This is a genomic window from Pedobacter nyackensis (genome assembly GCF_900176505.1).
GTDB classification, from domain to species: Bacteria; Bacteroidota; Bacteroidia; order Sphingobacteriales; family Sphingobacteriaceae; genus Pedobacter; species Pedobacter nyackensis.
On the sequence record NZ_FWYB01000007.1, the window covers coordinates 201799 to 226377 of the forward strand.

Sequence of the window (24579 nt, forward strand, 5' to 3'; positions counted from 1 at the left end):
CATCTGTGGTTTACTTATCTTTACAAAATAAATATTTAGCGGTCACATGAGAGAATTTTTTAAATATGTTTTTGCAACAGTTGTAGGAGTAGTTATTTCAATGGTACTCTTTTTAATATTCTTCATCGTGCTCATTGTGGGTATTGTTAAGAGTTCTCTGGATGAGGATACGGTGAATGTACGCAACAATTCAGTGCTTTTTATTAACCTCGACCAAACCATAACGGAGCGTACAATGGACGACCCATTCTCCAGACTTCCGGTTGTAGGTTCAGAAGCAAATAAAAGCATTGGCTTTAATGATGTGATCCGTGCCCTGCGTGAAGCAAAGACAGATGACAACATTGAATGTGTTTACATTAGTGTAAGCTCACCAAACGCCGGCTTTGCTACCATGAGGGAAGTCAGGGATGCTTTGATCGATTTCAAAACAAGCAAAAAGAAAATAATCGCGTATAGCGAAGTGTATACCCAGGGCGCTTATTACCTGGCTTCGGTTGCAGATAAGGTTTACTTAAATCCTGAGGGTGCATTGGAATTTAAGGGGCTGAAATCAGAAACCATGTTCTTTAAAGGTGCCCTTGATAAACTGGGCATTGAAGCACAGATCATCAGAGTAGGAAATTACAAAAGTGCAGTTGAGCCTTTCTTCACGGATAAAATGAGCGACAAAAACCGCGAGCAGGTTACCGTTTATTTGAATGGTTTATATGAGACCTTCCTGGATGGCATTTCAAAAAGCAGGAATATTAGCATGGCAACCCTGCACCAAATTGCAGATGAATACAAAATCCAACAACCTAATGATGCACTGGCCTATAAAATGGTTGATGGGCTAAGGTACAAGGATGAGGTTATAGATGAGCTGAAATCCATTACAGGAAAAGATAAAGACAAGAACATCACAACAGTTACCATTAATGAATATGCCCGAAATGTTGTTGATGATCAGGACCATTCGGCTGCGAATAAAGTCGCCGTGATCTACGCAAACGGAGATATTATGGGCGGCGAAGGAACTGACCAGCAGATTGGCTCTGAACGCATTTCAAGAGCTATCAGAAAAGCGCGTTTGGATAGTACGATCAAAGCGATTGTTTTAAGGGTAAACTCACCGGGAGGTAGCGCCTTAGCTTCTGATGTGATTTGGAGAGAAGTTGTGCTGACTAAAAAAGTAAAACCTGTTATCGCTTCTTTTGGTGATGTTGCCGCATCCGGTGGATACTATATCGGCTGCGCCGCCGATTCTATTTTTGTACAACCAAACACCATAACCGGATCTATAGGGGTATTTGGGGTAATACCGAACCTTAAAAAACTGTACAACGAGAAACTGGGACTAACGTTTGACGGTGTAAAAACCGGCAAATATGCCGATATCATGAGTATCGATCGTCCTATGACTCCTGGTGAAAGATTCATCATTCAAACTGATGTAAACCGCATATACGACACCTTCATTGGCCATGTGGCTGATGGACGCAAAAGATCAAAAGCATATATCGACAGCATTGCTGGTGGAAGAGTCTGGGTAGGAACAGATGCGGTAAGGATCGGGCTGGCCGACAGAACAGGTAATTTCAACGACGCCATAGTTGCAGCAGCAAAAAAAGCTAAGATAAAAACATATAAGGTTGTAGAATACCCTGAAATGCTGGATCCGTTTAAATCATTAATGGAAAACACGACAGAAAAGGTTAAGGCCTATTATGCTAAACAAGAATTGGGCGATAATTACCCAATTTATCAACAAATAAAATCTGCAATAACCAGATCTGGTGTACAAGCCAGAATGCCATTCGAGATTAAAGTTCAGTAAAATAAGCTTCTAGCGTAAAACATAGGCCATCGTTTCAAAAAAACGATGGCTTTTTATTAATTTAGCATCCCATGGAAAACAAGACCATTGCCCGTACCTTACGCCTGCTTTCTCAATTGATGGAACTCCACAATGAGAATCCTTTCAAAATCAAATCTGTAGCCAATGCGGCTTTTAAAGTTGATAAATTACCTTACGCCATTCAGGGCAAATCTCTTGAAGAAATTGCACAGATTGATGGCTTAGGTAAAAGCATATCAGCCAAAGTATGGGAGCTCCTTCAAATTGGCACCATGGTCGAGCTGCAGGAAATCCTTGCTCAAACCCCGGAAGGCATTGTAGAAATGCTGGGCATAAAAGGCATTGGTCCGAAAAAGATAGTGGTCATCTGGAAAGATCTGGGCATTGAAAGCATTGGTGAACTTTATTACGCCTGCAACGAAAACAGGCTAATTGAAGCCAAAGGTTTTGGTCTAAAAACTCAGGAGGAGATTAGAAAAATCATCGAATTTAAAATGGCCGCACATGGAAAATTTCTATATGCCCATTCTGAGGCAACGGTCAATCAGTTATACGCAGATCTTGCTGTGTGGTTAAACACCATTAATGGCGACCCATTATTGGGTATCGCAGGCGATTACCGCAGATGTCTGGAAATTATTGAAGAAATTGAACTGGTTATTGGTGCAGACAGCATTCAGGAAGTTCAGGAAAAGCTAAATACCTTCAAACAACTCAGCTTTGAGCAACTGGCAGATGGAAATTATTCGGCTAGTACTGAATTAGGCTTAAAGATCAATTTATATCTGGTTGAAAAGGCCGACTTTTACCTGAATTGGTTTAAGCTTACCGGCAACCAACAGCATGTGGAAGCTGTACTAGCCCTTGCCGGAACAGGTCCTTTTAGCAGCGAGGAAGAGATTTATAAAAAAGCCGGACTGGCATTTGTAGCGCCTGAATTAAGGGAAGACTTAAATGAAGTTGAACTGGCAAAAGAAAATAAACTTCCTGAACTGATTACCTATGCCGACCTAAAAGGAAGCTTACACAACCACTCTACATGGAGTGATGGTGTGCATACGCTGGAAGAAATGGCTGTGTATTGTAAAGACACACTTAAACTGGAATACCTGGGCATGTGCGACCACTCCAAATCGGCCTTTTATGCCAATGGATTGAACGAACAGCGCATCTATGCACAACACCAGGAAATTGATGCCTTGAATGCAAAACTTGCTCCCTTCCGTATTTTTAAAGGGATAGAAAGCGATATTCTGTATGATGGATCTTTAGACTATAGTAATGATATTTTAAAAACCTTCGACTTTGTAGTTGCTTCTGTACACAGTATTTTAAGGATGGATGAAGAAAAGGCTACATCAAGACTAATTACAGCGATTGAAAACCCGTATACGACTATTTTAGGTCACCCTACCGGCAGATTGTTATTAAGCAGAAAAGGCTACCCTATCGATTACGCTAAAGTAATTGACGCCTGTGCAGCAAACAACGTGGTGATAGAGATCAATGCAAACCCGCTTAGGTTAGACCTGGATTGGCGCTGGCATCGCTATGCGCTGGAAAAAGGCGTATTGCTTTCCATAAATCCTGATGCGCACAGAAAAGAAGGCTTTCATGACATGCACTATGGCGTGTTGATTGGCAGAAAAGGTGGTTTAACCGCAAAACAATGCCTGAACAGCTATTCATTAAGCGAAATAACAGCCCTTTTTGAAGGCCGGATCAACAATATTTAATCATTATAAAAGCCATTATGCTTACCTTTGACTTTAATAATCGAGCATGCTAACAGAAAAACTATATAGTGCCCACCTTAACCATACCGCTCCGAATATATTGGTTATAGGCGATCTCATGCTCGACCACTATCTATTTGGTTCAGCAACCAGGTTATCACCTGAAGCCCCGGTTCCAATTCTAAATGCAAAGAAAGAATCAAAAATTATTGGTGGTGCAGCAAATGTGGCCAGCAATCTTATTGATCTGGGGGCTAAGGTTTATCTGGGAGGAGTTGTTGGTAACGATGCCTTTGCTGAAGATGTTAAAGATCTTTTAATTGCGAAGGGCATCAATAGTCGGCTGATTATAAACGACGAAAGCAGGGTAACAACAGTAAAAACCCGTGTTATTGCAGGTAATCACCATATCGTTAGAATTGACAAAGAGGACACACACAACATATCTGCTAAACTGGAAGAATCCTTTTTTGGGTATCTGAGCCCATATATTGAAAAAGCAGACATTGTAGTGCTCTCTGATTACAATAAGGGTTTACTTACCCCTGGCCTGTCTTTAAGGATCATTCAATATTGCCAAAGCAAGGGGAAAAGAACTTTGGTAGACCCAAAAGGGCTGGATTACAGCAAATATGAAGGTGCTTTTTTGATTAAGCCTAACCGTAAGGAATTGGCTGAAGCTGCCAAAGCAGAATGCATCAATACAGATGAGGACTTAGTTAAGGCCGCTCATGTCATATTGGAGGCTACAAAAGCTACCTATTTAATTGTAACGCTTTCAGAAGCCGGAATTGCAATCATCACTAAGGATGATTACAAAATTCTACCGGTTGCAGCTACAGAAGTATACGATGTAACTGGCGCCGGAGATACGGTAATAGCTACTTTAGCCTATTGCCTTGCTTTAGGTCTGGATATTGAAGAAGCAGCAACAGCTGCTAATCACGCTGCATCTATTGTCATCAAACACATTGGAAGTGCAACTACCAACATAGAAGAAATCATTGCATCTTTAAAAACCGATTAACATTCATGGTATTAGACGAATTAAATCATCATAGACTAACCATTGATAAAGTCATTTCAAGTCTTGTTCCTCAAATTGAAGAAGGCTGTAAGCTGATCACTGAAACCATATTATCGGGTGCAAAAGTTTTAATCGCCGGAAATGGCGGAAGTGCCGCAGATGCACAACACATCGCTGCTGAATTAACTGGCAGGTTTGTAAAAGAGCGGAAAGCATTGCCTGCAATTGCACTCACGGTCGACACATCAGCATTAACCGCAATCAGCAATGATTATGGCTATGAAATGGTATTTCAACGTCAGATAGAAGCTTTGGCTCGTCCGTCCGACTTATTTATAGCCATATCAACCAGTGGCAACAGCGCAAACATATTAACAGCTTTAAAAGCAGCTAAAGAAATGGGTTGTAAAACGCTTGGCTTATCCGGCAGAGATGGCGGTTTGATGAACGACCTTTGTGATTTAAACATTGTCATCCCTGAAAACAATACTGCCAGAATCCAGGAAATGCACATTCTTATCGGACATATCCTGTGTAATGCAGTAGATCAATTGTATTAATCATGAAGAAAGATACCAAACAGACATTAACACAAAAAATCTTTTCTAAAGATGACCTTGTAGCCCAATCCAAAATATGGAAGGCTGAAGGGAAAAAGATAGTTTTTACCAATGGCTGTTTTGACATTGTTCACCCCGGTCATATTGCTTATCTTGGTGATGCAGCTAATTTAGGGGATATCTTAATTATCGGATTAAATTCAGATCAGTCTGTATGCAAATTAAAAGGAGAAAACAGGCCTATAAACAATGAGTTCAGTCGCACTCAACTGATTGCTTCGATGTTCTTTGTAGACGCTGTCGTGCTTTTTAATGAAGACACTCCGCTTAACCTGATCACGGCCATTAAACCTGATGTATTGGTTAAAGGAGGTGATTATACTTTAGATAATATTGTTGGTGCAAAGGAAACACTTGCCAACGGCGGTGAAGTTAAAGTACTCAGTTTCCTGCCGGGGTATTCGTCGACCGGCATTATAGAAAAAATTAAAAACACTTAATAGAGGTTAAGCATTTGGAAACACCTAAAAAGATTCTGGTAATACGATTCAGCTCTATGGGCGATATCATTTACACTACTCCGGTAGTGAGGTGCCTAAAGGAACAATTACCAAACTGCGAAATCCACTTTCTTACCAAAACGCAGTTCCAATATATTTACCAAAACAACCCCTATTTAACTAAGCTACACACCCTTAAACCAAAGTTATCGGATACCATCAAAGACATTAAGGCTGAAAAGTTCGATTTGATTATAGATCTGCACAATAACTTACGCACTTCTATCATTAAGCTGGCAACAGGGCTCCCCTCTTCTACTTACAAAAAGGATAGGATCAGCAAATGGCTGGCTTTAAAATTCAAATGGAATAGATTCATTTCGAAAAAGCATTTGGTAGACAGATACCTGGAAACTGTGAAATTTCTTGGTGTTAAAAATGATGATAAGCCCATTGATTACTATATTTCAAAAGCCTACAATTTATCAGAGTTTTTACCTGAAACGCATCAGCAAAAATTTGTTGCCTTTGTTATTGGGGCAACCCATTTTACAAAGCGGCTTCCTAATGATAAAATCATAGAAATATGTAAGGGAATAAACCTGCCTATTGTTTTACTCGGCGGTAATGATGTGAAAGATAATGCGTTGATCATTCAGCAAGCTGTGGGCAGTAATGTGTACAATACCTGTGGCCTTACCAATCTGGATCAATCTGTTTTCCTGGTTTCTAAGGCGCACAAAGTAATCGGCTTTGATACTGGTCTGACGCACATTTCTGAAGCATTCGACAGGCCTTTAGCCTCTATCTGGGGCGGAACAACTCCCGATCTTTTGGGCGTACATCCTTACAAAATATCTGATTCGTTAATTGTTGGTGAAGATCTTTCCTGTAGGCCATGCTCAAAATTCGGTTTAGAGAAATGTCCGTTAGGTCATTTTAAATGTATGAAAAACATTAACCCTGATATAGTTGTTAGTTTTATAAACTCGTAATCTTCGCTCATATATGAAGCACTTGCTATTGGTTAGACATGGTAAATCGGAATGGGGAAATGCCCATCTAGCAGATTTTGACAGGCCTTTAAACCCGAGAGGTCATAGAAATGCCCCAGAAATGGCGGCTAGACTCGTTCAAAAAGATCTTGTCCCCCAGCAGCTGGTAAGTAGTCCGGCACTAAGAGCCATTACCACAGCCAAGCATTTTGCTCAAGCGTGGAAAAAATCACCGGAACAGATAAAAGAAAATGCCTCAATTTATGAGGCAGATGTGAAAGCTTTGTTAAACGTTGTAAACGGGTTTAACAATAAGTACGACTATATTGCTGTTTTCGGGCATAACCCGGGTCTCACAGACTTCACGAATTACCTCAGTGATGCGAATATTTACAACATCCCTACCTGCGCTACGGTATTGATAGAATTCCCTGTTGACGACTGGGAACTCGTAAGTCGCCATACAGGTACACTTCTTCGTTTTGATTATCCTAAAAGTCTTACGGACGATTAAAAATGCAGGTGTTTTACAGTAAGTCCGTTGTTGATTAACTGTTTCAAAGAGTCGATACCAATTTTAAGGTGTGTTTCCACATATTTGGAAGTCACACTACTATCGCTTTCTGTAGTCTTTACCCCCTCCGGAATCATTGGTTGATCTGAAACCAGTAATAATGCTCCAGTTGGAATTTTATTAGCAAAGCCTGTAGTAAAAATGGTTGCGGTCTCCATATCCACTGCCATTGCCCTCAAACTTTTCAGGTATTTTTTAAAAGCCTTATCATGCTCCCACACCCTGCGGTTGGTTGTATAACAGGTTCCCGTCCAATAATCTCTTGAATGATCACGTATGGTAGTTGATATCGCCTTCTGTAAGGCAAAAGCCGGTAATGCTGGTACTTCGGCAGGCAGATAGTCATTTGATGTCCCCTCCCCTCTAATAGCGGCAATAGGCAGGATTAAATCCCCCAGCTGGTTCTTCTTTTTCAATCCGCCACATTTGCCCAAAAACAGCACCGCTTTAGGCTTGATTGCTGTAAGCAAATCCATCATAGTTGCGGCAAGTGGACTTCCCATTCCAAAATTTATAATGGTGATCCCATTAGCCGTAGCACTTTGCATCGGCTTATCCAGGCCCATAATTGGCACGTCATCATGCCATTCTGAGAACATCTGTAAATATTTACTGAAATTTGTCAGCAATATATATTGACCAAAATCTTCTAAGGGTCTTCCGGTATACCTCGGCAACCAGTTTTTAACAATCTCCGCCTTAGATTTCAAACCCTTTCTAACAGGAGATTCAACTTCTTCTATTTTCTTTTCTTTACCAGCTTGCTCCTCTTTTTTTACGTCTTTTTCTTCGTTCATATATGCTCCTTTCTATAATACAAGATACTAAATCACAGCACCCATACCCGCCAGAATGCCTAATTTCTTTTAACACCCTTCAAATAACAATATAAAAAAAAATCCCCGGTAAACCGGGGATTAAATCATTATGCAGCTTTTAATTTCTTAAAGTCTGCTTTTTCAAACTTCTCTATCGCATAATCGAGCGTGATGTTTAATTCCTTCACGCTGGTATCGGATGGAATCTCGAACATGGCGTCCAACATAATGGCTTCACAAATAGACCTCAGTCCACGTGCGCCAAGTTTATATTCCATGGCTTTATCCACGATAAAGTCTAAAACCTCATCACTAAAGGTAAGATTCACATCCTCCAGGTCGAACAATTTCACATACTGACGAACCAACGAGTTTTTAGGCTCTGTAAGGATGTTACGCAATGCTTGCTTATCCAAGGGGTTAAGGTGAGTTAAAACAGGTACACGTCCGATCAATTCAGGTATTAAACCAAATGATTTTAAATCCTGAGGAGTGATGTATTTATACAAGTTTTTCAGATCCAGCTCTGCATCATCTTTTTTAACTTTATAACCTACTGCCTGCGTGCGCAATCTGTTGGCGATTTTACGTTCTATACCATCAAAAGCACCACCGCAAATAAATAATATATTATTTGTGTTTACAGGGATCATTTTCTGGTCCGGATGCTTACGTCCGCCCTGAGGTGGAACATTCACTACCGTACCTTCTAAAATCTTCAGCAAGGCCTGTTGTACACCTTCACCAGATACATCACGGGTAATGGAAGGGTTATCACTTTTACGTGCTACTTTATCCACCTCATCGATGTATACAATTCCACGCTCAGCAGAAGCTACGTCATAATCTGCAGCCTGCAATAAACGGGTAAGGATACTCTCCACATCTTCCCCAACATATCCGGCTTCGGTAAGTACCGTAGCATCACAAATACAGAAAGGTACATGCAAAATTTTAGCAATCGTTTTAGCCAATAAAGTTTTACCCGTACCAGTTTCACCTACCAGCATGATGTTTGATTTTTCGATCTCTACTTCATCTACTTTATCAACCTTCTGACTTAACCTTTTGTAGTGGTTATATACCGCTACAGAAAGTACCTTCTTAGCGTCATCCTGACCAATAACATATTGATCAATATGCGCTTTGATTTCCTGTGGTTTCAACAGGGTAACCGAAGTATCTAAAGGTTTTGATTTCTTACTTCCCAATTCCTGCACCAGCAGCTGATTAGCCTGGGTAACGCATTTATCACAGATATATGCATCCAGACCCTCAATAAGCATTAAAGTATCCTGCTTACCTGAGCCACAAAACGAACAACGGGATTCTTTACTTTGTTTAGCCATCTCTTAGTCTTTGTTGCTAGCACCTAGCACTTCATCAATCATTCCAAAGCTTTTCGCTTCATCCGCTTTCATCCAGTAATCACGGTCTGAAGCTTTCTCTACCCACTCGTACGATTGTCCGGAGTGATTAGAAATAATATCGTACAATTCTTTTTTCAATTTAAGCATTTCTCTCAGGTTGATCTCCATATCTGAAGCTACACCTTGTGCACCTCCCGAAGGCTGGTGAATCATTACACGTGAGTGAGGTAACGCTGCGCGTTTTCCTTTGGCACCTGCAACCAATAAAACCGCACCCATAGATGCTGCCATACCAGTACAGATTGTTGCCACATCAGGAGTGATGTATTGCATAGTATCATAGATACCTAAGCCTGCATATACAGATCCGCCCGGTGAGTTGATATAAATCTGAATATCTCTGTTGCTATCAGTTGATTGTAAGAACAATAACTGAGCTTGAATAATATTTGCATTTCCATCATAAATGGCATCACCTAAAAAGATGATACGATCCATCATCAAACGTGAGAACACATCCATTTGAGCAACATTAAGCTGACGTTCCTCAATGATGTAAGGAGTCATGCTTTTCGGTGAATTGTTAGTAGCACCTATAAAACGGTCAACATTTAAACCATTTATACGGTGATGTTTAACTGCGTATTTTCTAAATTCGTCTTTATCTATCTTCATGATTTATAATTGTTATTTTAATCATTATGAATTTTTGTTCGGTTGCGAAACCTCCATAATGTGTTTTTCTTCACCAATAGTAATAAAACTAAATTGGTAATTTATTGTGGTATTGTAAAATTTGAGTTTCCTTTTTATATAAATAAGGCGGCCTTAATAAAAGCCGCCTTATCTGTAATTTATAAAAATTAAACTTTAAGCTGTATAAAACAGCATTTATTTCATTTCAATAAACTTGTTATAAGCTATTTCTTTTTGGTCTAAAGTAGCCACTGATTTAATGTAATCAAACACTTTCAAAGCTTTAACCTCATCGAAAATACGGTTTGCGTTGTCTTTCTCTTTCAGGAAAGTAGCCGTGTACTGAGCCAATTGATCTTCTGGCATCGGGGTTGGGCTATACATTCTAAACTGAGCATCTAAACGTTGTTTAGCAGTTTGGAATACATCTTCGTATTTAATTTCGATGCTATTGTCTTTAATCAATTTGTTCTCGATTAAAGTCCATTTCAGGTTTTTAGCGAAATCGTCATAACCTTCAGCCAATTCTTCTTCAGTTAATTTCTCGTTAGTAGCTTTTAACCACTTACGTAAGAAGGCATCAGGAAGTTCGATATTTACACTTTCAATCAATTTAGTGTACATATCATTTTGCAGTTTGCGATCAGCATCCTGATTGAACATGCTTTCGATTTCTTCAGTGATTTTAGCTGTAAAACCAGCTTCATCAGTTACTACACCAGCACCAAACAATTTATCAAAGAACTCCTGGTTTAAATCAGCTTCCTCTAAACGGTTTACATTTTTAACCGTTACCTGGAATTTAGACTGTAGATCTTTAGCATCTTCTTCGCTGATGTTTAACAATTTGGCGATGATCACCTCATTTTTATCAAAAGCTTTTTGAACATCAAGTTCTACAACATCATCCTTTTTTAAACCGATTAAAGATTTTAAAATCTTTTTATCAGTAACCTGATCTAAACGAATAGAACCGGTACTGTTGATTCCACCTTCAAAAACTGAACCATCAGCAGAAAGTTGTGCTAATTCGGCATAAAGTACATCCTCTTCTGCCGAAACTTCAGGGTTTGTCATTTTGCCATAGCTTTTACGGATATTTTTAATACGTGCAGCAAGCGTTTCTGCGTCAGCTTTAACCACGTATTGAGTAAATTTATCTTTAGCAGTGATCTTTACATCGATTGCTGGAGCAAGACCTAATTCATAATCAAATTCAAACTCATCTGTGTTATCCCATTTGAATTCTTTAGTATCATCCATTACCGGTAAAGGCTGACCAAGGATTTCTACTTTATTATCTGTAAGGTGCTTGTTTAATGTCTCACTTAATAAATTGTTGATTTCTTCTACAAGGATGCTTCTACCGTACATCTTTTTGATGTGAGCTGCAGGAACCATTCCTTTACGAAAACCTGGAAGGGTTGCTTTTTTAGCTTGTTCTTTTATAGATTTATCAACCTTTTCAGTATAATCTTCAGGCGCAATCTTAATTTTTACAACCGCGTTTAAGTCGTTAATTTTTTCCTGTGTAATGTTCATCTTTCTGAATCAATAATTATTAATGTCTATATACAAAAAATCCCCCGTGTCGCGGAGGAAGTTTACCGCGGAAGAATTGACTCCCAATCTACCGCTCAAATTTCCCTTTCGAGGGCGCAAATATATGCTTTTTTGTTGATTTCAAAGCTTATAATTTAAAATATTATGTCGATAAAATGTCTGAACTTCAGCACTCCCAGGACATAAAAAAACCTCCGCATCAATAGATACGGAGGTCAGCAAAAACGATATTTTTAGCCACTAAACACTTCTTACTGTAGTATTCCCACCTCCATCAAGTGTTAAATTTACAGGCTTATTATTCGCCCAGCCACCTCTGGTAAAATCAGGAATATCGATACTCGATGATCTTTTAGAAACAGATTTTTTACTTAACGGAATAATACAACTCCAGGCCGCAGCATCGTAAACATCCTGGTCTAATGGCAAGCCATTACGCAGACAGTCGATCAAGCGCCAATCCATGATAAAATCCATTCCACCATGACCGCCCACCTTTTTAGCGATCTCACCTACATGTTTTATAATTGGTGGACTATAAGTCTCATACAACTTCTTTAATTCTGCATCTTTCACCCACTCTTCTCCAATAGCAATGCGCTCCGGTTCAGGATACTTACTCGCAAAAGCTTTCGTACCACTTAGCACGTGAATTCTGGAATACGGTCTTGGTGTAGACACATCGTGCTGCAGCATCATCGTCTTACCTTTAACCGTTCTAATCGTGGTTGTATTCATATTTCCACGGTAGTTTCTACCCACAAACTGCTTGTAGAACTCGTCCTTTTGCGCTCTTTTCTCTGCCTCCGGCCCCATCAGAAAATCATTACTTGATACAGAAACCAGGTAATCCATCCTATCCCCTCTGTTGATGTTCAGACACTGAGCAATCGGTCCAAGCCCGTGAGTAGGGTACAAATTCCCATTGAAATCAATATTTTCTTTCAATCTCCACATATCCTGATAACCCTTTTTGTCGAAGTTCAAGCCCAGCAAATCATGATTATAAGCACCTTCTGCATGAACCAGTTCACCAAACATGCCATTACGAACCATGTTTAGCGTCAACATCTCAAAGAAGTCGTAGCAGCAATTTTCCAGCATCATGCAATGCTTACGTGTTTTTTCAGAGGTCTCCACCAGCTTCCAGCAATCTTCTATTGTTAAGGCAGCAGGCACTTCAGTAGCAGCATGACAACCATTTTCCATGGCGTATACAGCCATAGGTGTATGCAAATCCCATGGCGTGCAAATGTAAACCAGATCAAGACCTTCCTTATCGATCATCTCTTTCCAGCCATTCTCTCCTGAATATTCCTTTGCCTTAGGCAAGCCTTTTTTAGTCAGATATTTCTGCGCTGCAGTTGCTCTTTCAGGCAATTTATCGCAAAGCGCTTTAATCTCTACGCCTTCGATAAATGACAATCGGCTTACGGCACCCGGACCTCTCATACCGAGTCCGATTACACCAACCTTCACCTTATCAATTTTAGGTGCAGCGTAACCACTCATGTTAAATCTGGGCGCAGAATTGTTACCATTTAAAGACCCCGACAAAGACTCATCGATAGCATTATTTAAATCTCCTCCATTGTTCGCCTGAACAAGAGCCGGCAATCCAAGCGTTAGTGCTCCGGATCCAATGGCTAGTTGTTGTAAAAATTTTCTTCTGTTTGGTTTCATGTTTATGGTGTGGTTCTTAAAAGCTGGAACAGCGTTTTGGATAAATATAATTCTTTCAGGTCAATTGAACTAAAAAAATTCAAACATCATATGCGCCTCTTTTGTCAACCCTGATTAAAAGCGGTTAGCCAGTATCTCTTTTGACGCATTTAGTTTACTTTCCTCCAACTACACCGTTTTAAATTTAGGTCCATCAAAGGACCTAAATACGCCATTCAAAGGACTGCTAACCCATTGAATCTCCTATGATCCTCCTTTGATCTACCTTTTTTCTTCCTTTCGTACTAAGAGGCTGGCCAAAGGACACCTAGACTTATCCTATACTTTAATCCCTCCTCCACAACAGTTGAGATTGATGCCAACATTTGATCTTGACGCTGTAAATCAGTAAGTTACGAAATTTAAGAAACAATAAAAAAGCAGCCTTTCGGGCTGCTTTTAAACAATGTGCGGAAGAAGGGACTCGAACCCCCACGCCGTGAAGCGCCAGATCCTAAGTCTGGTGCGGCTACCAATTACGCCACTTCCGCATTTGGATTGTTTTGGGATTGCAAAGATAGAGATAGTTTTTAAAAGTCAAAAAGGTTTTTGATTTATTTTCACTAACCCAACTTAACACACTGGTTTACAGTAAAAATATTTTAATATTATTTTTTAAATAATTTGCGAAGGCATGTTTACAAGTCCGGAAAAAATCCTCTTTCAGGTATTTTCCACCAATCATTTTATGATTTAATAGATTTTCGAGGTTCGCAGATCAGAAAGATGAAATTTTACAATAATTCCTTTTGTAATTGAAACAGGTATTGCACAGCCTTAACCAACCTGCTGCCGTACCAGGAGAACATCTCGCCATCAACCAGCATCACCTTAGCATCAGGAATCACGTTTCGAATTTCCTCCAAATGCTTTTCTTTAAAAGGGTATGGTTCAGAAGAAAGAAATATCAGATCGGGTTTCAGGGCTTTTAAGGCATCCAAATCAATTTCCGGGTACCTACTCTGTTTGATGACGTTTTGCAAACCATTGATCGTTAAAACATCATCTATAAAAGTATTTCGGCCGGCCATCATGTAAGGCTCCCTCCAAATCAAATAAGCCACCGTTTTGTTAATCCCACGCTGTAAGGCCAGCGTCTGTAAATCATTGAAGCCTGCATGGATCAAATGATTTAAATAAGAAGCCTCCGGCGACCTATCCACCAACTCCCCTATTTGAGTTATCGTTTTTTTAGCATCATCAAGCGTATAAATATCACTCATCCATACCGGAAATTCATCCATCAGCTCCTCAATCTGAGCCTGCTCATTTTCCTCCTTATTGCCAATAATCAGATCAGGTTCCAGACTGCGGATCAGGTCGATATTTAACTTTTTGGTCCCTCCTACCTTTATGCGCCCTGCAAATTTCTCCACTGGATGAATGCAAAACTTAGTCAGACCAACAACTTCATGATCTAACCCCAGATCAAACAACAGTTCGGTTTGAGAAGGAACTAAAGAAATAATTCTTTTAGGAGGATAATTAATTTGAATGGTATTACCTAGCTGATCTGTAAAACTGCGTTGCATAAGACAAAGATACCATCAAATCCATAAAAAAAGGATCAGAAATAGCTTTCTGATCCTCAATCCTATTTTAGTTATTAAAACTGTTTAAATCACTGTTCCATTAGGAATAACAGCTCCTTTTTTAACGACAACAATTCCATCTCTAACCGTATACAGTTGATGATCGCCATCGGGTAAATGATCTCCTCCGATTATTTTCACATCGTTCCCGATACGGCAATTCTTATCTACCAGTGCATTTACAATCCTACATCTTTTGCCTATTCCGATCAAAGGTTTTTCCTTCTCATTCTCTTCCTCAATTTCCTGCAAAGTCTGGTACCTGTCGCTGCCCATGATATAAGCATTCTCCACTACCGTATCTACTCCTATCCTCGATCGGACACCAATAACAGCATGTTTAATCTCTGAAGCCTGTAAAATACATCCTTCGGCAATCACAGCCTTATTCAAGGTAGTACCTAGTATTTTTGATGGCGGCAGCATCCTTGGTCGGGTAAATATACTTTGATGACTGTCGAACAGATCAAATTTAGGGATATCATCAGTAAGCCCCAGGTTGGCTTCAAAAAAAGAAGCGATAGTACCTATATCCGTCCAGTAACCTTCATACTGAAAACTGAGCACTTTATTATGCGCCATTGCCCTTGGAATGATCTCTTTACCAAAATCCTTCTCGTCAGGATTATCCAACAGAATTTTAATCAGCAAATCGCGGTTAAAGATGTAAATACCCATTGAAGCAAGATAATTACGGTTCTCTGCCTGCATTTCAGGTCCGGTATCAGACGACCAATCAACCAATAATTCGGCGGCAGGTTTTTCAATAAATGAGGTGATAAAACTCTCTTCATTCACCTTCAGGATACCGAAATCGGTCGCGTCTTTTGCGGTTACCGGAATTGTAGCAATACTTACTTCAGCTCCTTTACTGATGTGCTCCTGAACCATTTTATTGAAATCCATCTGATACAACTGGTCTCCCGAAAGGATCAACGCATATTGAAACTCATGGTTTAGTAAATGATGCATGGTTTGCCTTACAGCATCGGCTGTTCCCTGAAACCAGGTAGGGTTATCAGGTGTTTGCTCCGCGGCAAGGATATCCACAAAAGCGCCGCTGAAATGACTGAAATGATAAGTGTTTTTAATGTGTTTGTTTAGTGAAGCAGAGTTGAACTGGGTTAGCACAAACATTCTGTGTATCCCGGAATTCAGGCAATTAGAGATTGGAATATCTACAAGGCGGTATTTTCCGCCTATTGGTACCGCTGGTTTAGAGCGTGTTTGCGTTAATGGCGCTAGCCTCGACCCCTGGCCACCGCCAAGAATCACCCCCAATACATTGTCAGTCATAGTTTTTCATTTTATATTTGGTACAGATCTATATATTGTTGCGCAGCCCTATCCCACGAATGATCCAGCTGCATGATAAACTTACGTATTTCTTTTACTCTTTTTCCGTCAGAAGATGTTTCCTTTTCATCCGTATATAGTTCATAAGCACGGCCTATAGCATGCCCCACGTCCCATACACTGGTTTGATCATGACAAATACCAAAACCATCATCTCCGATATCAATTACTGTATCTTTTAGTCCACCAATCCTTCTAACAATCGGAACAGTACCATATCTCATTGCGTACATCTGATTTAAGCCACAAGGTTCAACCCGGCTGGGCATGAGCAGGAAATCTGCCCCTGCATAAATCTGATGCGACAGTTGTTCATTATAACCTATGTAAACATTGTAATTTCCAGGGAACACTTCTTTTAACTGCCACAACCGCCCTTCTACCTGAGGATCACCTGAGCCAAGTACCAATATATTGATTTCGTTATTATAAGTGATCAATGCATTATAAAATATATCCGGCAGTAAGTCGGCCCCCTTTTCACCTACCAGTCTGCCAATAAAAGTAAACAGCGGCTTTTCCGGATCAAGGTTAAAAGTAGCACAAAGGGCCTCTTTATTTGCTTTCTTTCCGGCATCAACTGTGCGGAGTGTATATTTCTTTTCCAGCATGGGATCCGTTTGTGGATTCCATACGTCATTATCAATTCCATTTAAAATACCGAACGATTTACTACGCTCCTGAGCCAGTAAGTCTTCCAGTCCGTTTGCCTTAAAGCTGATCTCATCCAGGTAACTTGGCGAAACTGTTGTTACCCTCCAGGCACATTTTATCGCCGAAGCCAGTGGATTAATACAACCCTGCCAGTCTAACTTTCCGGATTCCCATAAATCAAATGGCGGAATATAATGCAATTTATCCCAGCCAAACTGCCCTTGATATTGCGCATTGTGTATGGTTAAAACCGTAGGAATCTGACTTAAATTTTTAAACTGGTGACAATGACCGGCCATAAAAGGTATTAATCCGGTATGATGGTCGTGACAATGGATTACATCCGGACGATGCTCCCACTGTGCAATCCAATCGAGTACGGCTATACCAAAGGCAAGAAAACGTTCTGTATCGTCATGATAACCATACACATTTTCCCTATCCAATAACCCCTCAATATGAACCAGAAATAAATCGAAGCCAAGCTTATTGGTTTGCTCACGAAATATCTTTACTGAAAAAGTCTGAAAACCCAGTTTTCCCCAGCCGTTATAAACGACCTCAAACTCATTCTCCTGTATAAACTTGTTTTGATAAGCAGGCATTACCACCTTAGCTACATGTCCGAGCTTGTTTTGATACTTTGGCAAGGCGCCTACAACATCACCTAAACCACCAACTTTAGCAATCGGATAGCATTCTGCACTGAGGTGTACAATCTCCATATTTTTAGTGTTTTAAAAGCACCTCAAAATAGGGATTAGAATACGTAAAGCAAATATTTAGTGTAAATAAAATAAAAATAAAATGCGATCCTTATGCTTATAAAGAAATGCATGGTATAAACATTTTTTTGGAAAGCGAAAAACTCAGTACAATACCGATTAAAGTCAGGTTTAGCAACTCATTAGGTGTCCAAAAAAAAACGTATATGCTATGAAGAGGCCTAGCGTTAATTTTCGCTTTTTCAGCGAAACTTAATGCAGCCTCCGAATAGTATATACGTTTTTTTAAAACGCCTTTAACAGAACCTAATCTGCAATAGCCCTAAACATCAATGCAGCAACCGTTAAATTCGTTCTGCTATCAATCAAAATAGCCGCACCATTTGCTTTATTTTCAGTGTACAAATCGAACCCAAGCTCATCCGCAGTTTTCAAAACCACGCGACCAATATCGTTCAATTTAAAATCCTGAGCATTCAGTTTCTCCAGTGTATTGATATCCACTTTATAAACAATCTCACGAATCTTACACTTTGTTATTTTGCTGTTGTGTTGCAGCAAATAGGTAATGCTTTCATCAAGCGGACGGGCATCCATCCAGCAGACATCAGCTTCAATCAATTTAGAATTTTGTGGCAAATGATCAGAATTAACCAATACATCACCTCTGCTGATATCTATGTTATCTTTTAAATGAAGCGTTACCGACTGACCAGCAAATACTGTTTCAGGTCGCTGATCAAATATTTCTATTCTTTCAATAACCGAGCTGCTTCCAGATGGTAAAACAGTCACCTTATCATTTACATTAAACTCTCCACTTAAAATACGACCGGCATAACCTCTATAATCGTGCAGTTCATCCGTTTGCGGTCTTACCACCCATTGTACAGGCATACGAGATAATTCAGACTCAGCTCCTGTTTCTACATCAACTGTCTCCAGGAAATGTAACAAGCTGCGTCCATGATACCATGGCATGTTTTCAGATTCATTTACCACGTTATCACCTTTTAAAGCACTAACCGGAATGAAGTTTACATCTTTCAGGTTAAGCTCAGCAGCAAGAGCTCTATATTTTTCGGTGATGGCATTGAACATCGTTTCGCTGTAATCAACCATATCCATTTTATTTAAGCACACCACTACGTGTTCAATCCCCAGTAAAGATACCAGATATGAATGGCGGATGGTTTGTTCTACAACACCATTCCTTGCGTCAATTAAAATAATGGCCAACTTAGCTGTAGAAGCGCCGGTAACCATGTTACGGGTATATTGAATATGACCCGGGGTATCGGCAATGATGAATTTACGTTTATCCGTTTGGAAATATTTGTAAGCCACATCAATAGTGATTCCCTGTTCACGCTCCGCCCTTAAGCCATCAGTTAAAATGGCCAGGTCAATTGTTCCATCATCATTTTTACGGTTGGATTGCTGTAAAGCTTCCAACTGATCTGCAAGAATGGAATCTGTATCGTACAACAACCTTCCTATAAGTGTGCTCTTACCATCATCAACACTCCCGGCTGTAAAAAACTTTAATATATTCATGTAATAAAATGCTAAAATCTAAATCCTAAGACCGTTGTTAAAAATATCCGCCTTTTTTGCGGTCCTCCATTGCAGCTTCCGAAACTTTATCGTCCATACGGGCACCACGTTCACTAATTTTTGAAGCACTGATTTCTTCGATGATGATATCTATCTGATCGGCGTTCGATTCAACCGCAGCAGTACAACTCATGTCGCCTACTGTACGGAACCTTACTCTTTTACGTTCAACCACATCTTCATCATCCATATTTAAGAATGGTGAAGCGGCCATCAATTGTCCGTTCCGCGTAATTACATCTCTGTCATGCGCAAAATAAATAGAAGGCAGATCTATCTTTTCTCTTCTGATATAGTTCCACACATCAAGCTCCGTCCAGTTACTGATTGGGAATACCCTTACATTTTCACCTTTATGAATCTTGCCATTGTAGATGTTCCATAATTCCGGGCGCTGACGTTTAGGGTCCCATTGACCGAATTCATCTCTTACTGAGAAAATACGTTCTTTAGCACGAGCTTTTTCTTCATCTCTTCTCGCTCCTCCAATACAAGCGTCGAAACCATGCAGGGCGATGGTATCCAATAGTGTTACTGTTTGCAAGGCATTTCTGCTGGCACTTTTACCGGTTTGCTCCACAACTTTCCCCAGATCAATGGATTCCTGAACGCTACCAACAATGAGTTTTTCGCCCAGTCTTTCTACCATTTTATCACGGTAATCTATGGTTTCCTGAAAATTATGACCGGTATCAATGTGTACCAATGGAAAAGGAAACTTACCCGGTCTGAAGGCTTTTTCTGCCAAACGTACCAGGGTAATAGAATCTTTCCCCCCCGAAAACAACAAGGCCGGCTTTTCAAATTGCCCTGCCACTTCACGTAAAATATGAATGGCTTCGGCCTCTAATTCGTCTAAATAATCTAAATTATATTTACTCATGTTCTATGCAATTATTTAGTGGCATGTAAACCACATTCCTTTTTCGATTGATCTTCCCACCACCAGCGTCCAGCCCTGAAATCTTCACCTTCGCGTACCGCCCTTGTGCAGGGAGCGCAACCTATGCTAGGGAAACCTTTGTCGTGTAAAGTATTGTAAACGATATTGTTTTCTTTAATATATGCTTTCACTTCATCCAGCGACCAGTCAAAGATCGGGTGGAATTTGATCAGCTGGTTTTGTTCATCCCATTCCAGATTAGTCATATCTGTACGGTTTAGCGATTGCTCAGACCTGATTCCTGTAACCCATAGCTGATTGCCTTTTAAAGCTCTTCTTAATGGCTCCATTTTACGGATTCCACAGCATTCCTTTCTGTTCTCTACAGACTCATAAAAACTACTTGGTCCTTTTTTAGCCACCATTTCCTGCAAAGCTTCAGCTTGTGGGAAATAAGCGGTTATTGGCTTTTTATAAATCTCTAATGTTCTATTCCACACGTAATAGGTTTCCGGAAATAAGCGTCCGGTTTCCAATGTAAAAACCTCAATAGGGATATCATTAGCGAAGATCATGTGTGTAATCACCTGATCCTCCCAACCAAAACTAGTCGAGAATACAATCTTTCCCGGGTAAGCTTCAGCAAAATACTTCAACGCCTGTACCGGATCCAGATCCTTAATTTTCTTCGCTATTTCTATTAACTGCGCTTCCATTGTTATTCTTTATCTAAAGGCTTCATCAAAATTTCCGTCACCTCATTTAACCTTTGCACTTTTGAACTAAAGTCGCCCTTCAGCATGTTTCTTAATATCTGCATCTGCTTTAGCGTAATGTTTAATCCGTTCGGCAGACTATCATTAAGCACTTCTTTTAATCTTTTAGCGATGGTTGGCGATTTACCATTTGTTGATATGGCAATCTTCAAATCGCCTTTCTGAACAACAGATCCAAGATAAAAATCACAGAGTTCAGGCTTATCAGCAACGTTTACCAGCAATCCACGCTTATTTGCTTCCAGTTTTACCTGTTCATTCAGGACATTATTATTTGTGGCGGCAATTACAAAGTTGACACCATCCAGATCAGCAGGCTCAAAGCTTTTTTGCAAAATGCTCACTGCCGGATAACGCGTGGCCAAATCTCTAACCTCCTGAATAATGGTTTCGGCAACCACAGTAATCCGGGCATGATTGCTATTGTTCAGCAATGCTGTCAATTTTTCTAAACCTACCGGACCAGCCCCTATAACCAGCGTGTGCAGTTCATTTAGCTTAATAAAAACCGGAAATAATTGATTGCCTTCCATTGTTCTAAAATTCTTCGTTTAATGCTTTGTAAAAATCTTTAATCGGCTGAAACGAAGGATGCAAAGAAACTACCTCACCAAATATGAGCAATGCAGGAGCTTTAATTTTTTTCTCCTCTACCAGTTCAACGATAGTATCAACTATGCCGATGGCCAATTTTTCATTTTCAGTTGAACCACTTTGGATGGCTGCTACCGGTAATTGGTGCTTACCTTCATTCTGGAACAATTTAACAATTTCTTCTAGTTTACCCAAGCCCATCAACACCACTACAGTGGCTTTAGACCTTGCAGCTTCATACAAGTCATTTGAGATTTGTCCGGAAGCTGTGGTACCTGTTACCACCCAAAAGCTTTCGCTTAAACCGCGGTGGGTTACCGGAATTTGTTGTAAGCCTGGTACAGAGATGGAACTTGATAAGCCCGGGATTACTGTAACCGGGATACTATAACCCGCGGCATAATCCAATTCTTCATAACCTCTTCCAAAAACAAATGGGTCACCGCCTTTTAAGCGGACAACATGGCCAAAGTTCAATGCATAATCCACCATCAGTTTGTTTATGGCATCCTGACCGTAAGAATGTTCTCCCGATCTTTTACCTACATATACCTTAATCGCATTTGGATTGGCATAATCTAAAACACTTTCGTGTACCAATGCATCATACAAAACCACATCAGCAGCTTTAAGTGCATTTACACCTTTCAAGGTGATTAATTCCGGATCCCCTGGACCGGCACCTACCAATGTTATTTTTGGTTCTTTGTTGTTGATTTGAGTGATCATTGAAATTGCTCCTCCCTTTTAGCTTTTATTTGATTATAGAATTTTTCAACTGCAGATAAATAGGCTGTTGCAAATTCTTTAGTCGGTTCATTTTTGTTGATTTGCAGTACCAGGTCGTTAAATGTACCTTCCAGTTCCACTTCGCCTGTGGCTACAAAATTGTTGTCAAACTCGCGGATGATTCCAATTTGCGTACTGCTGTTTACGCCTTTATCCAGTAGTAACGCTTTAGCTGCGCCTACAAATACTGCGTAGGTATGGTATATCGCGTCAGACCATGCTTCAGCTTCGAAAGAAGCATTTGCCCAACCTAGTTTTTCTTCAGACTCAAGTAGCAAAGTTGCTACCAGATCGATCACCACACCAGCACATTCACCTACCCCAATGGCAGGAACAAATATTCCTTCATGGCCCCAATCAACGAATTCTTCATCTTTCAGGTTGCTTAAATCCGCCAATGGCTTTAACAATTGGTAGAAATAATCCTTACCGTTTCTGTCGTAATACTGGTGGAAGCTTTCCTCTTTTTCGGCATTTGCTCCAAAGTCGTTCAATATGGTTCTTAACACATCTGTTGCACGTTTAGATGGTGCTTTAATTACACGCTCTGCTACTCTTCCGGTACCATCACCAACTGTACCGCCACCTAGCATGACTTGTACTGCAGGTACTACTTTGCCATTTGCTTTAACTGAACTACCATGAAAACCAATGTGTGCCAGACCATGCTGTCCACATGAATTCATACATCCACTGATTTTAATTTTGATGTCTTTATCATAGGTCAGCTCAGGATATTCTTCATAAATCACATCCTCTAAAGCAACGGATAACGACATACTGTTAGAAATCCCCAGATTACAGGTATCTGTACCCGGGCAGGTCGTAACATCACCTACACCATCAAAACCTGGTTTTGCAAAACCCAATTCTTTAAGTGCTACATATAAAGATGGCAATGCGGCTGCTCTCACAAACTTTAGCATTAAACCCTGATTTTGCGTAACACGGATTTCATCCGCAGCATAGGGGCTTATCGCATCAACCAATTTACGGGCAAGTTCAGTAGGAATATCGCCTTTGGTTACTTTAATGTATACGGCATAAAATCCTTCTTGCTTTTGTGCAGTTACATTTGTTGCATGCCAGTGTTTATAATCCAGGCTATTAATTACCTCATCTAAAGCAGGGTAATCAATCAATTCCGGAATTTGCGGTTGCGGAACAGTATCACGATCTATTTTAAAAGATTTCGATTTATTGGCCGTACGTTCTTCTTCTATTAATCTCAATACTTCTTCCAGTCCAAGTTTCTGAACTAAATATTTTAAGCGTGCTTTGTTTCTGTTTGTCCTTTCGCCATAGCGATCGAACACCCTCAGTACCGATTCCGCATAAGGAATGATCTGATCTTCATGTAAAAATTCATGAACCAGTTCGGCCAGAAAAGGTTGAGCGCCTAAGCCACCACCAAGCAGTACTTTAAAACCGCGCTCGCCTTGCTCGTTTATTTTAGGAATAAAACCAAGATCATGGATATAGCTATATGCAGTGTCCCTATCATCAGAAGAGAAGGAGAACTTGATTTTTCTACCCATTTCCTGGCAAATCGGGTTGCGTAAGAAGTAGGTAAAGAAAGCATGTGCATAAGGTGATACATCGAATGGTTCGTTCGGGTTGATACCGGCATCAGGAGATGAGGTCACATTGCGGACTGTGTTACCACAGGCTTCGCGGATCGTAACATCATCACGCTGCAATTCTTCCCACATTTGTGGCGTCCGGTCCAAACTCACATAGTGGATCTGGATATCCTGACGGGTGGTAAGGTGCAGGTTTCTACTTGCATACTCGTCCGACACATCAGATATACGGAGTAGCTGTTTGAAAGTTACCTTTCCAAATGGCAATTTAATGCGCACCATTTGTACACCGGGCTGTCTTTGTCCGTAAACCCCACGTGCTAAACGCAGACTTCTAAATTTCTCATCATGAATTTTACCTTCACGAAATTCTCTGATCTTTTTTTCAAGATCAATGATGTCTTTTTCTACAATGGGGTTCTCTAACTCTGTCCTAAAACTTTGCATGCTTATTTGGCTTATTTAAAAAAAAGCTCCTCTGTCTGTTCGACTGGAGAAGCTTCAAATATCTTATCTCAACAGTCCATAATCCTACCTATACATGCAATGCATGTTCAGGTAAATCGGGCTGTTATTTATTGTATTCATAAAGCAAATATATAAAGTATA

At 40.1% G+C, this 24579-nt stretch carries 21 protein-coding genes and 1 tRNA gene; 7 read left to right on the forward strand and 15 right to left on the reverse strand.

Annotated elements, in window-relative coordinates; translation table 11 throughout:
• Positions 1 to 46: 46 nt before the first annotated feature.
• From sppA to B9A18_RS14495, 7 genes are all read left to right on the forward strand, one after another.
• Positions 47 to 1819, forward strand: a complete 1773-nt coding sequence (gene sppA, locus B9A18_RS14465; RefSeq protein WP_084290035.1) for a signal peptide peptidase SppA — start codon at positions 47 to 49, stop codon at positions 1817 to 1819.
• A gap of 71 nt (positions 1820 to 1890) precedes the next feature.
• A complete protein-coding gene (locus tag B9A18_RS14470) occupies positions 1891 to 3576 on the forward strand; it encodes a DNA polymerase/3'-5' exonuclease PolX (RefSeq protein ID WP_084290036.1) in 1686 nt (561 codons plus the stop codon).
• 46 nt (positions 3577 to 3622) lie between these two features.
• Positions 3623 to 4603 (forward strand): D-glycero-beta-D-manno-heptose-7-phosphate kinase, encoded by a 981-nt coding sequence (gene rfaE1 / locus B9A18_RS14475; RefSeq protein WP_084290037.1) that lies wholly within the window; start codon positions 3623 to 3625, stop codon positions 4601 to 4603.
• Positions 4604 to 4608: 5 nt separating this feature from the next.
• Positions 4609 to 5163, forward strand: coding sequence for a D-sedoheptulose 7-phosphate isomerase (gmhA, locus tag B9A18_RS14480; protein ID WP_084290038.1), 555 nt, complete (start codon positions 4609 to 4611; stop codon positions 5161 to 5163).
• 2 nt (positions 5164 to 5165) lie between these two features.
• The gene (gene rfaE2, locus B9A18_RS14485) at positions 5166 to 5663 is read left to right on the forward strand and encodes a D-glycero-beta-D-manno-heptose 1-phosphate adenylyltransferase (protein ID WP_084290039.1); all 498 of its coding nucleotides are present in this window, start codon (positions 5166 to 5168) and stop codon (positions 5661 to 5663) included.
• 14 nt (positions 5664 to 5677) lie between these two features.
• The gene (locus B9A18_RS14490; RefSeq protein WP_084290040.1) at positions 5678 to 6658 is read left to right on the forward strand and encodes a glycosyltransferase family 9 protein; all 981 of its coding nucleotides are present in this window, start codon (positions 5678 to 5680) and stop codon (positions 6656 to 6658) included.
• Between the two features lie 13 nt (positions 6659 to 6671).
• Positions 6672 to 7172 (forward strand): SixA phosphatase family protein, encoded by a 501-nt coding sequence (locus tag B9A18_RS14495; RefSeq protein WP_084290041.1) that lies wholly within the window; start codon positions 6672 to 6674, stop codon positions 7170 to 7172.
• On the opposite strand, the gene B9A18_RS14500 is transcribed toward B9A18_RS14495, so the two are convergent.
• The 15 genes from B9A18_RS14500 to B9A18_RS14570 form a co-directional block, all read right to left on the reverse strand.
• Positions 7169 to 8029 (reverse strand): AMP nucleosidase, encoded by an 861-nt coding sequence (locus B9A18_RS14500; protein ID WP_084290042.1) that lies wholly within the window; start codon positions 8027 to 8029, stop codon positions 7169 to 7171. The genes B9A18_RS14495 and B9A18_RS14500 overlap by 4 nt on opposite strands.
• A 128-nt stretch (positions 8030 to 8157) precedes the next feature.
• Positions 8158 to 9399, reverse strand: coding sequence for an ATP-dependent Clp protease ATP-binding subunit ClpX (gene clpX / locus B9A18_RS14505; RefSeq protein ID WP_084290043.1), 1242 nt, complete (start codon positions 9397 to 9399; stop codon positions 8158 to 8160).
• Between the two features lie 3 nt (positions 9400 to 9402).
• The gene (gene clpP / locus B9A18_RS14510) at positions 9403 to 10095 is read right to left on the reverse strand and encodes an ATP-dependent Clp endopeptidase proteolytic subunit ClpP (protein ID WP_084290044.1); all 693 of its coding nucleotides are present in this window, start codon (positions 10093 to 10095) and stop codon (positions 9403 to 9405) included.
• A gap of 216 nt (positions 10096 to 10311) precedes the next feature.
• The gene (tig, locus tag B9A18_RS14515; RefSeq protein WP_084290045.1) at positions 10312 to 11658 is read right to left on the reverse strand and encodes a trigger factor; all 1347 of its coding nucleotides are present in this window, start codon (positions 11656 to 11658) and stop codon (positions 10312 to 10314) included.
• A 261-nt stretch (positions 11659 to 11919) separates the two neighbouring features.
• Entirely contained in the window at positions 11920 to 13362 is a 1443-nt protein-coding gene (locus B9A18_RS14520) for a Gfo/Idh/MocA family protein (protein ID WP_084290046.1), read from the reverse strand.
• Positions 13363 to 13810: 448 nt separating this feature from the next.
• Positions 13811 to 13892: transfer RNA gene (locus tag B9A18_RS14525), tRNA-Leu, on the reverse strand.
• 243 nt (positions 13893 to 14135) lie between these two features.
• On the reverse strand, positions 14136 to 14933 hold the full coding sequence (locus B9A18_RS14530) for an ABC transporter substrate-binding protein (RefSeq protein ID WP_084290047.1): 798 nt from the start codon (positions 14931 to 14933) through the stop codon (positions 14136 to 14138).
• A gap of 84 nt (positions 14934 to 15017) precedes the next feature.
• A complete protein-coding gene (locus B9A18_RS14535) occupies positions 15018 to 16289 on the reverse strand; it encodes a glucose-1-phosphate adenylyltransferase (protein ID WP_084290048.1) in 1272 nt (423 codons plus the stop codon).
• Positions 16290 to 16300: 11 nt separating this feature from the next.
• Complete coding sequence (locus B9A18_RS14540) at positions 16301 to 17728, reverse strand: glycogen synthase (RefSeq protein ID WP_084290049.1); 1428 nt, start codon at positions 17726 to 17728, stop codon at positions 16301 to 16303.
• Between the two features lie 306 nt (positions 17729 to 18034).
• On the reverse strand, positions 18035 to 19285 hold the full coding sequence (locus B9A18_RS14545) for a sulfate adenylyltransferase subunit 1 (protein WP_084290050.1): 1251 nt from the start codon (positions 19283 to 19285) through the stop codon (positions 18035 to 18037).
• A gap of 37 nt (positions 19286 to 19322) precedes the next feature.
• Positions 19323 to 20228 (reverse strand): sulfate adenylyltransferase subunit CysD, encoded by a 906-nt coding sequence (gene cysD / locus B9A18_RS14550; RefSeq protein WP_084290051.1) that lies wholly within the window; start codon positions 20226 to 20228, stop codon positions 19323 to 19325.
• An 11-nt stretch (positions 20229 to 20239) separates the two neighbouring features.
• Positions 20240 to 20944: a phosphoadenylyl-sulfate reductase gene (locus B9A18_RS14555; protein WP_084290052.1), complete on the reverse strand. Its 705-nt coding sequence runs from the start codon at positions 20942 to 20944 to the stop codon at positions 20240 to 20242.
• Positions 20945 to 20946: 2 nt separating this feature from the next.
• Positions 20947 to 21537 (reverse strand): precorrin-2 dehydrogenase/sirohydrochlorin ferrochelatase family protein, encoded by a 591-nt coding sequence (locus tag B9A18_RS14560; RefSeq protein ID WP_084290053.1) that lies wholly within the window; start codon positions 21535 to 21537, stop codon positions 20947 to 20949.
• Positions 21538 to 21541: 4 nt separating this feature from the next.
• On the reverse strand, positions 21542 to 22327 hold the full coding sequence (cobA, locus tag B9A18_RS14565; protein ID WP_084290054.1) for a uroporphyrinogen-III C-methyltransferase: 786 nt from the start codon (positions 22325 to 22327) through the stop codon (positions 21542 to 21544).
• A complete protein-coding gene (locus B9A18_RS14570; RefSeq protein WP_084290055.1) occupies positions 22324 to 24417 on the reverse strand; it encodes a HEPN domain-containing protein in 2094 nt (697 codons plus the stop codon). Before B9A18_RS14570 ends, cobA begins: the two co-directional genes overlap by 4 nt.
• Positions 24418 to 24579 lie beyond the last annotated feature (162 nt).

Excerpts from the sequence above, each read along its gene's own strand:
- cysD (WP_084290051.1), bottom strand. The coding sequence starts at position 20,228 with ATGAGTAAATATAATTTAGATTATTTAGACGAATTAGAGGCCGAAGCC.
- rfaE2 (WP_084290039.1), top strand. The coding sequence starts at position 5,166 with ATGAAGAAAGATACCAAACAGACATTAACACAAAAAATCTTTTCTAAA.
- tig (WP_084290045.1), bottom strand. The coding sequence starts at position 11,658 with ATGAACATTACACAGGAAAAAATTAACGACTTAAACGCGGTTGTAAAA.
- B9A18_RS14470 (WP_084290036.1), top strand. The coding sequence starts at position 1,891 with ATGGAAAACAAGACCATTGCCCGTACCTTACGCCTGCTTTCTCAATTG.
- clpP (WP_084290044.1), bottom strand. The coding sequence starts at position 10,095 with ATGAAGATAGATAAAGACGAATTTAGAAAATACGCAGTTAAACATCAC.
- B9A18_RS14520 (WP_084290046.1), bottom strand. The coding sequence starts at position 13,362 with ATGAAACCAAACAGAAGAAAATTTTTACAACAACTAGCCATTGGATCC.
- B9A18_RS14535 (WP_084290048.1), bottom strand. The coding sequence starts at position 16,289 with ATGACTGACAATGTATTGGGGGTGATTCTTGGCGGTGGCCAGGGGTCG.
- B9A18_RS14545 (WP_084290050.1), bottom strand. The coding sequence starts at position 19,285 with ATGAATATATTAAAGTTTTTTACAGCCGGGAGTGTTGATGATGGTAAG.
- B9A18_RS14555 (WP_084290052.1), bottom strand. The coding sequence starts at position 20,944 with ATGGAAGCGCAGTTAATAGAAATAGCGAAGAAAATTAAGGATCTGGAT.
- B9A18_RS14570 (WP_084290055.1), bottom strand. The coding sequence starts at position 24,417 with ATGCAAAGTTTTAGGACAGAGTTAGAGAACCCCATTGTAGAAAAAGAC.
- B9A18_RS14500 (WP_084290042.1), bottom strand. The coding sequence starts at position 8,029 with ATGAACGAAGAAAAAGACGTAAAAAAAGAGGAGCAAGCTGGTAAAGAA.
- B9A18_RS14530 (WP_084290047.1), bottom strand. The coding sequence starts at position 14,933 with ATGCAACGCAGTTTTACAGATCAGCTAGGTAATACCATTCAAATTAAT.
- rfaE1 (WP_084290037.1), top strand. The coding sequence starts at position 3,623 with ATGCTAACAGAAAAACTATATAGTGCCCACCTTAACCATACCGCTCCG.
- B9A18_RS14560 (WP_084290053.1), bottom strand. The coding sequence starts at position 21,537 with ATGGAAGGCAATCAATTATTTCCGGTTTTTATTAAGCTAAATGAACTG.
- sppA (WP_084290035.1), top strand. The coding sequence starts at position 47 with ATGAGAGAATTTTTTAAATATGTTTTTGCAACAGTTGTAGGAGTAGTT.
- clpX (WP_084290043.1), bottom strand. The coding sequence starts at position 9,399 with ATGGCTAAACAAAGTAAAGAATCCCGTTGTTCGTTTTGTGGCTCAGGT.
- gmhA (WP_084290038.1), top strand. The coding sequence starts at position 4,609 with ATGGTATTAGACGAATTAAATCATCATAGACTAACCATTGATAAAGTC.
- B9A18_RS14495 (WP_084290041.1), top strand. The coding sequence starts at position 6,672 with ATGAAGCACTTGCTATTGGTTAGACATGGTAAATCGGAATGGGGAAAT.
- cobA (WP_084290054.1), bottom strand. The coding sequence starts at position 22,327 with ATGATCACTCAAATCAACAACAAAGAACCAAAAATAACATTGGTAGGT.
- B9A18_RS14540 (WP_084290049.1), bottom strand. The coding sequence starts at position 17,728 with ATGGAGATTGTACACCTCAGTGCAGAATGCTATCCGATTGCTAAAGTT.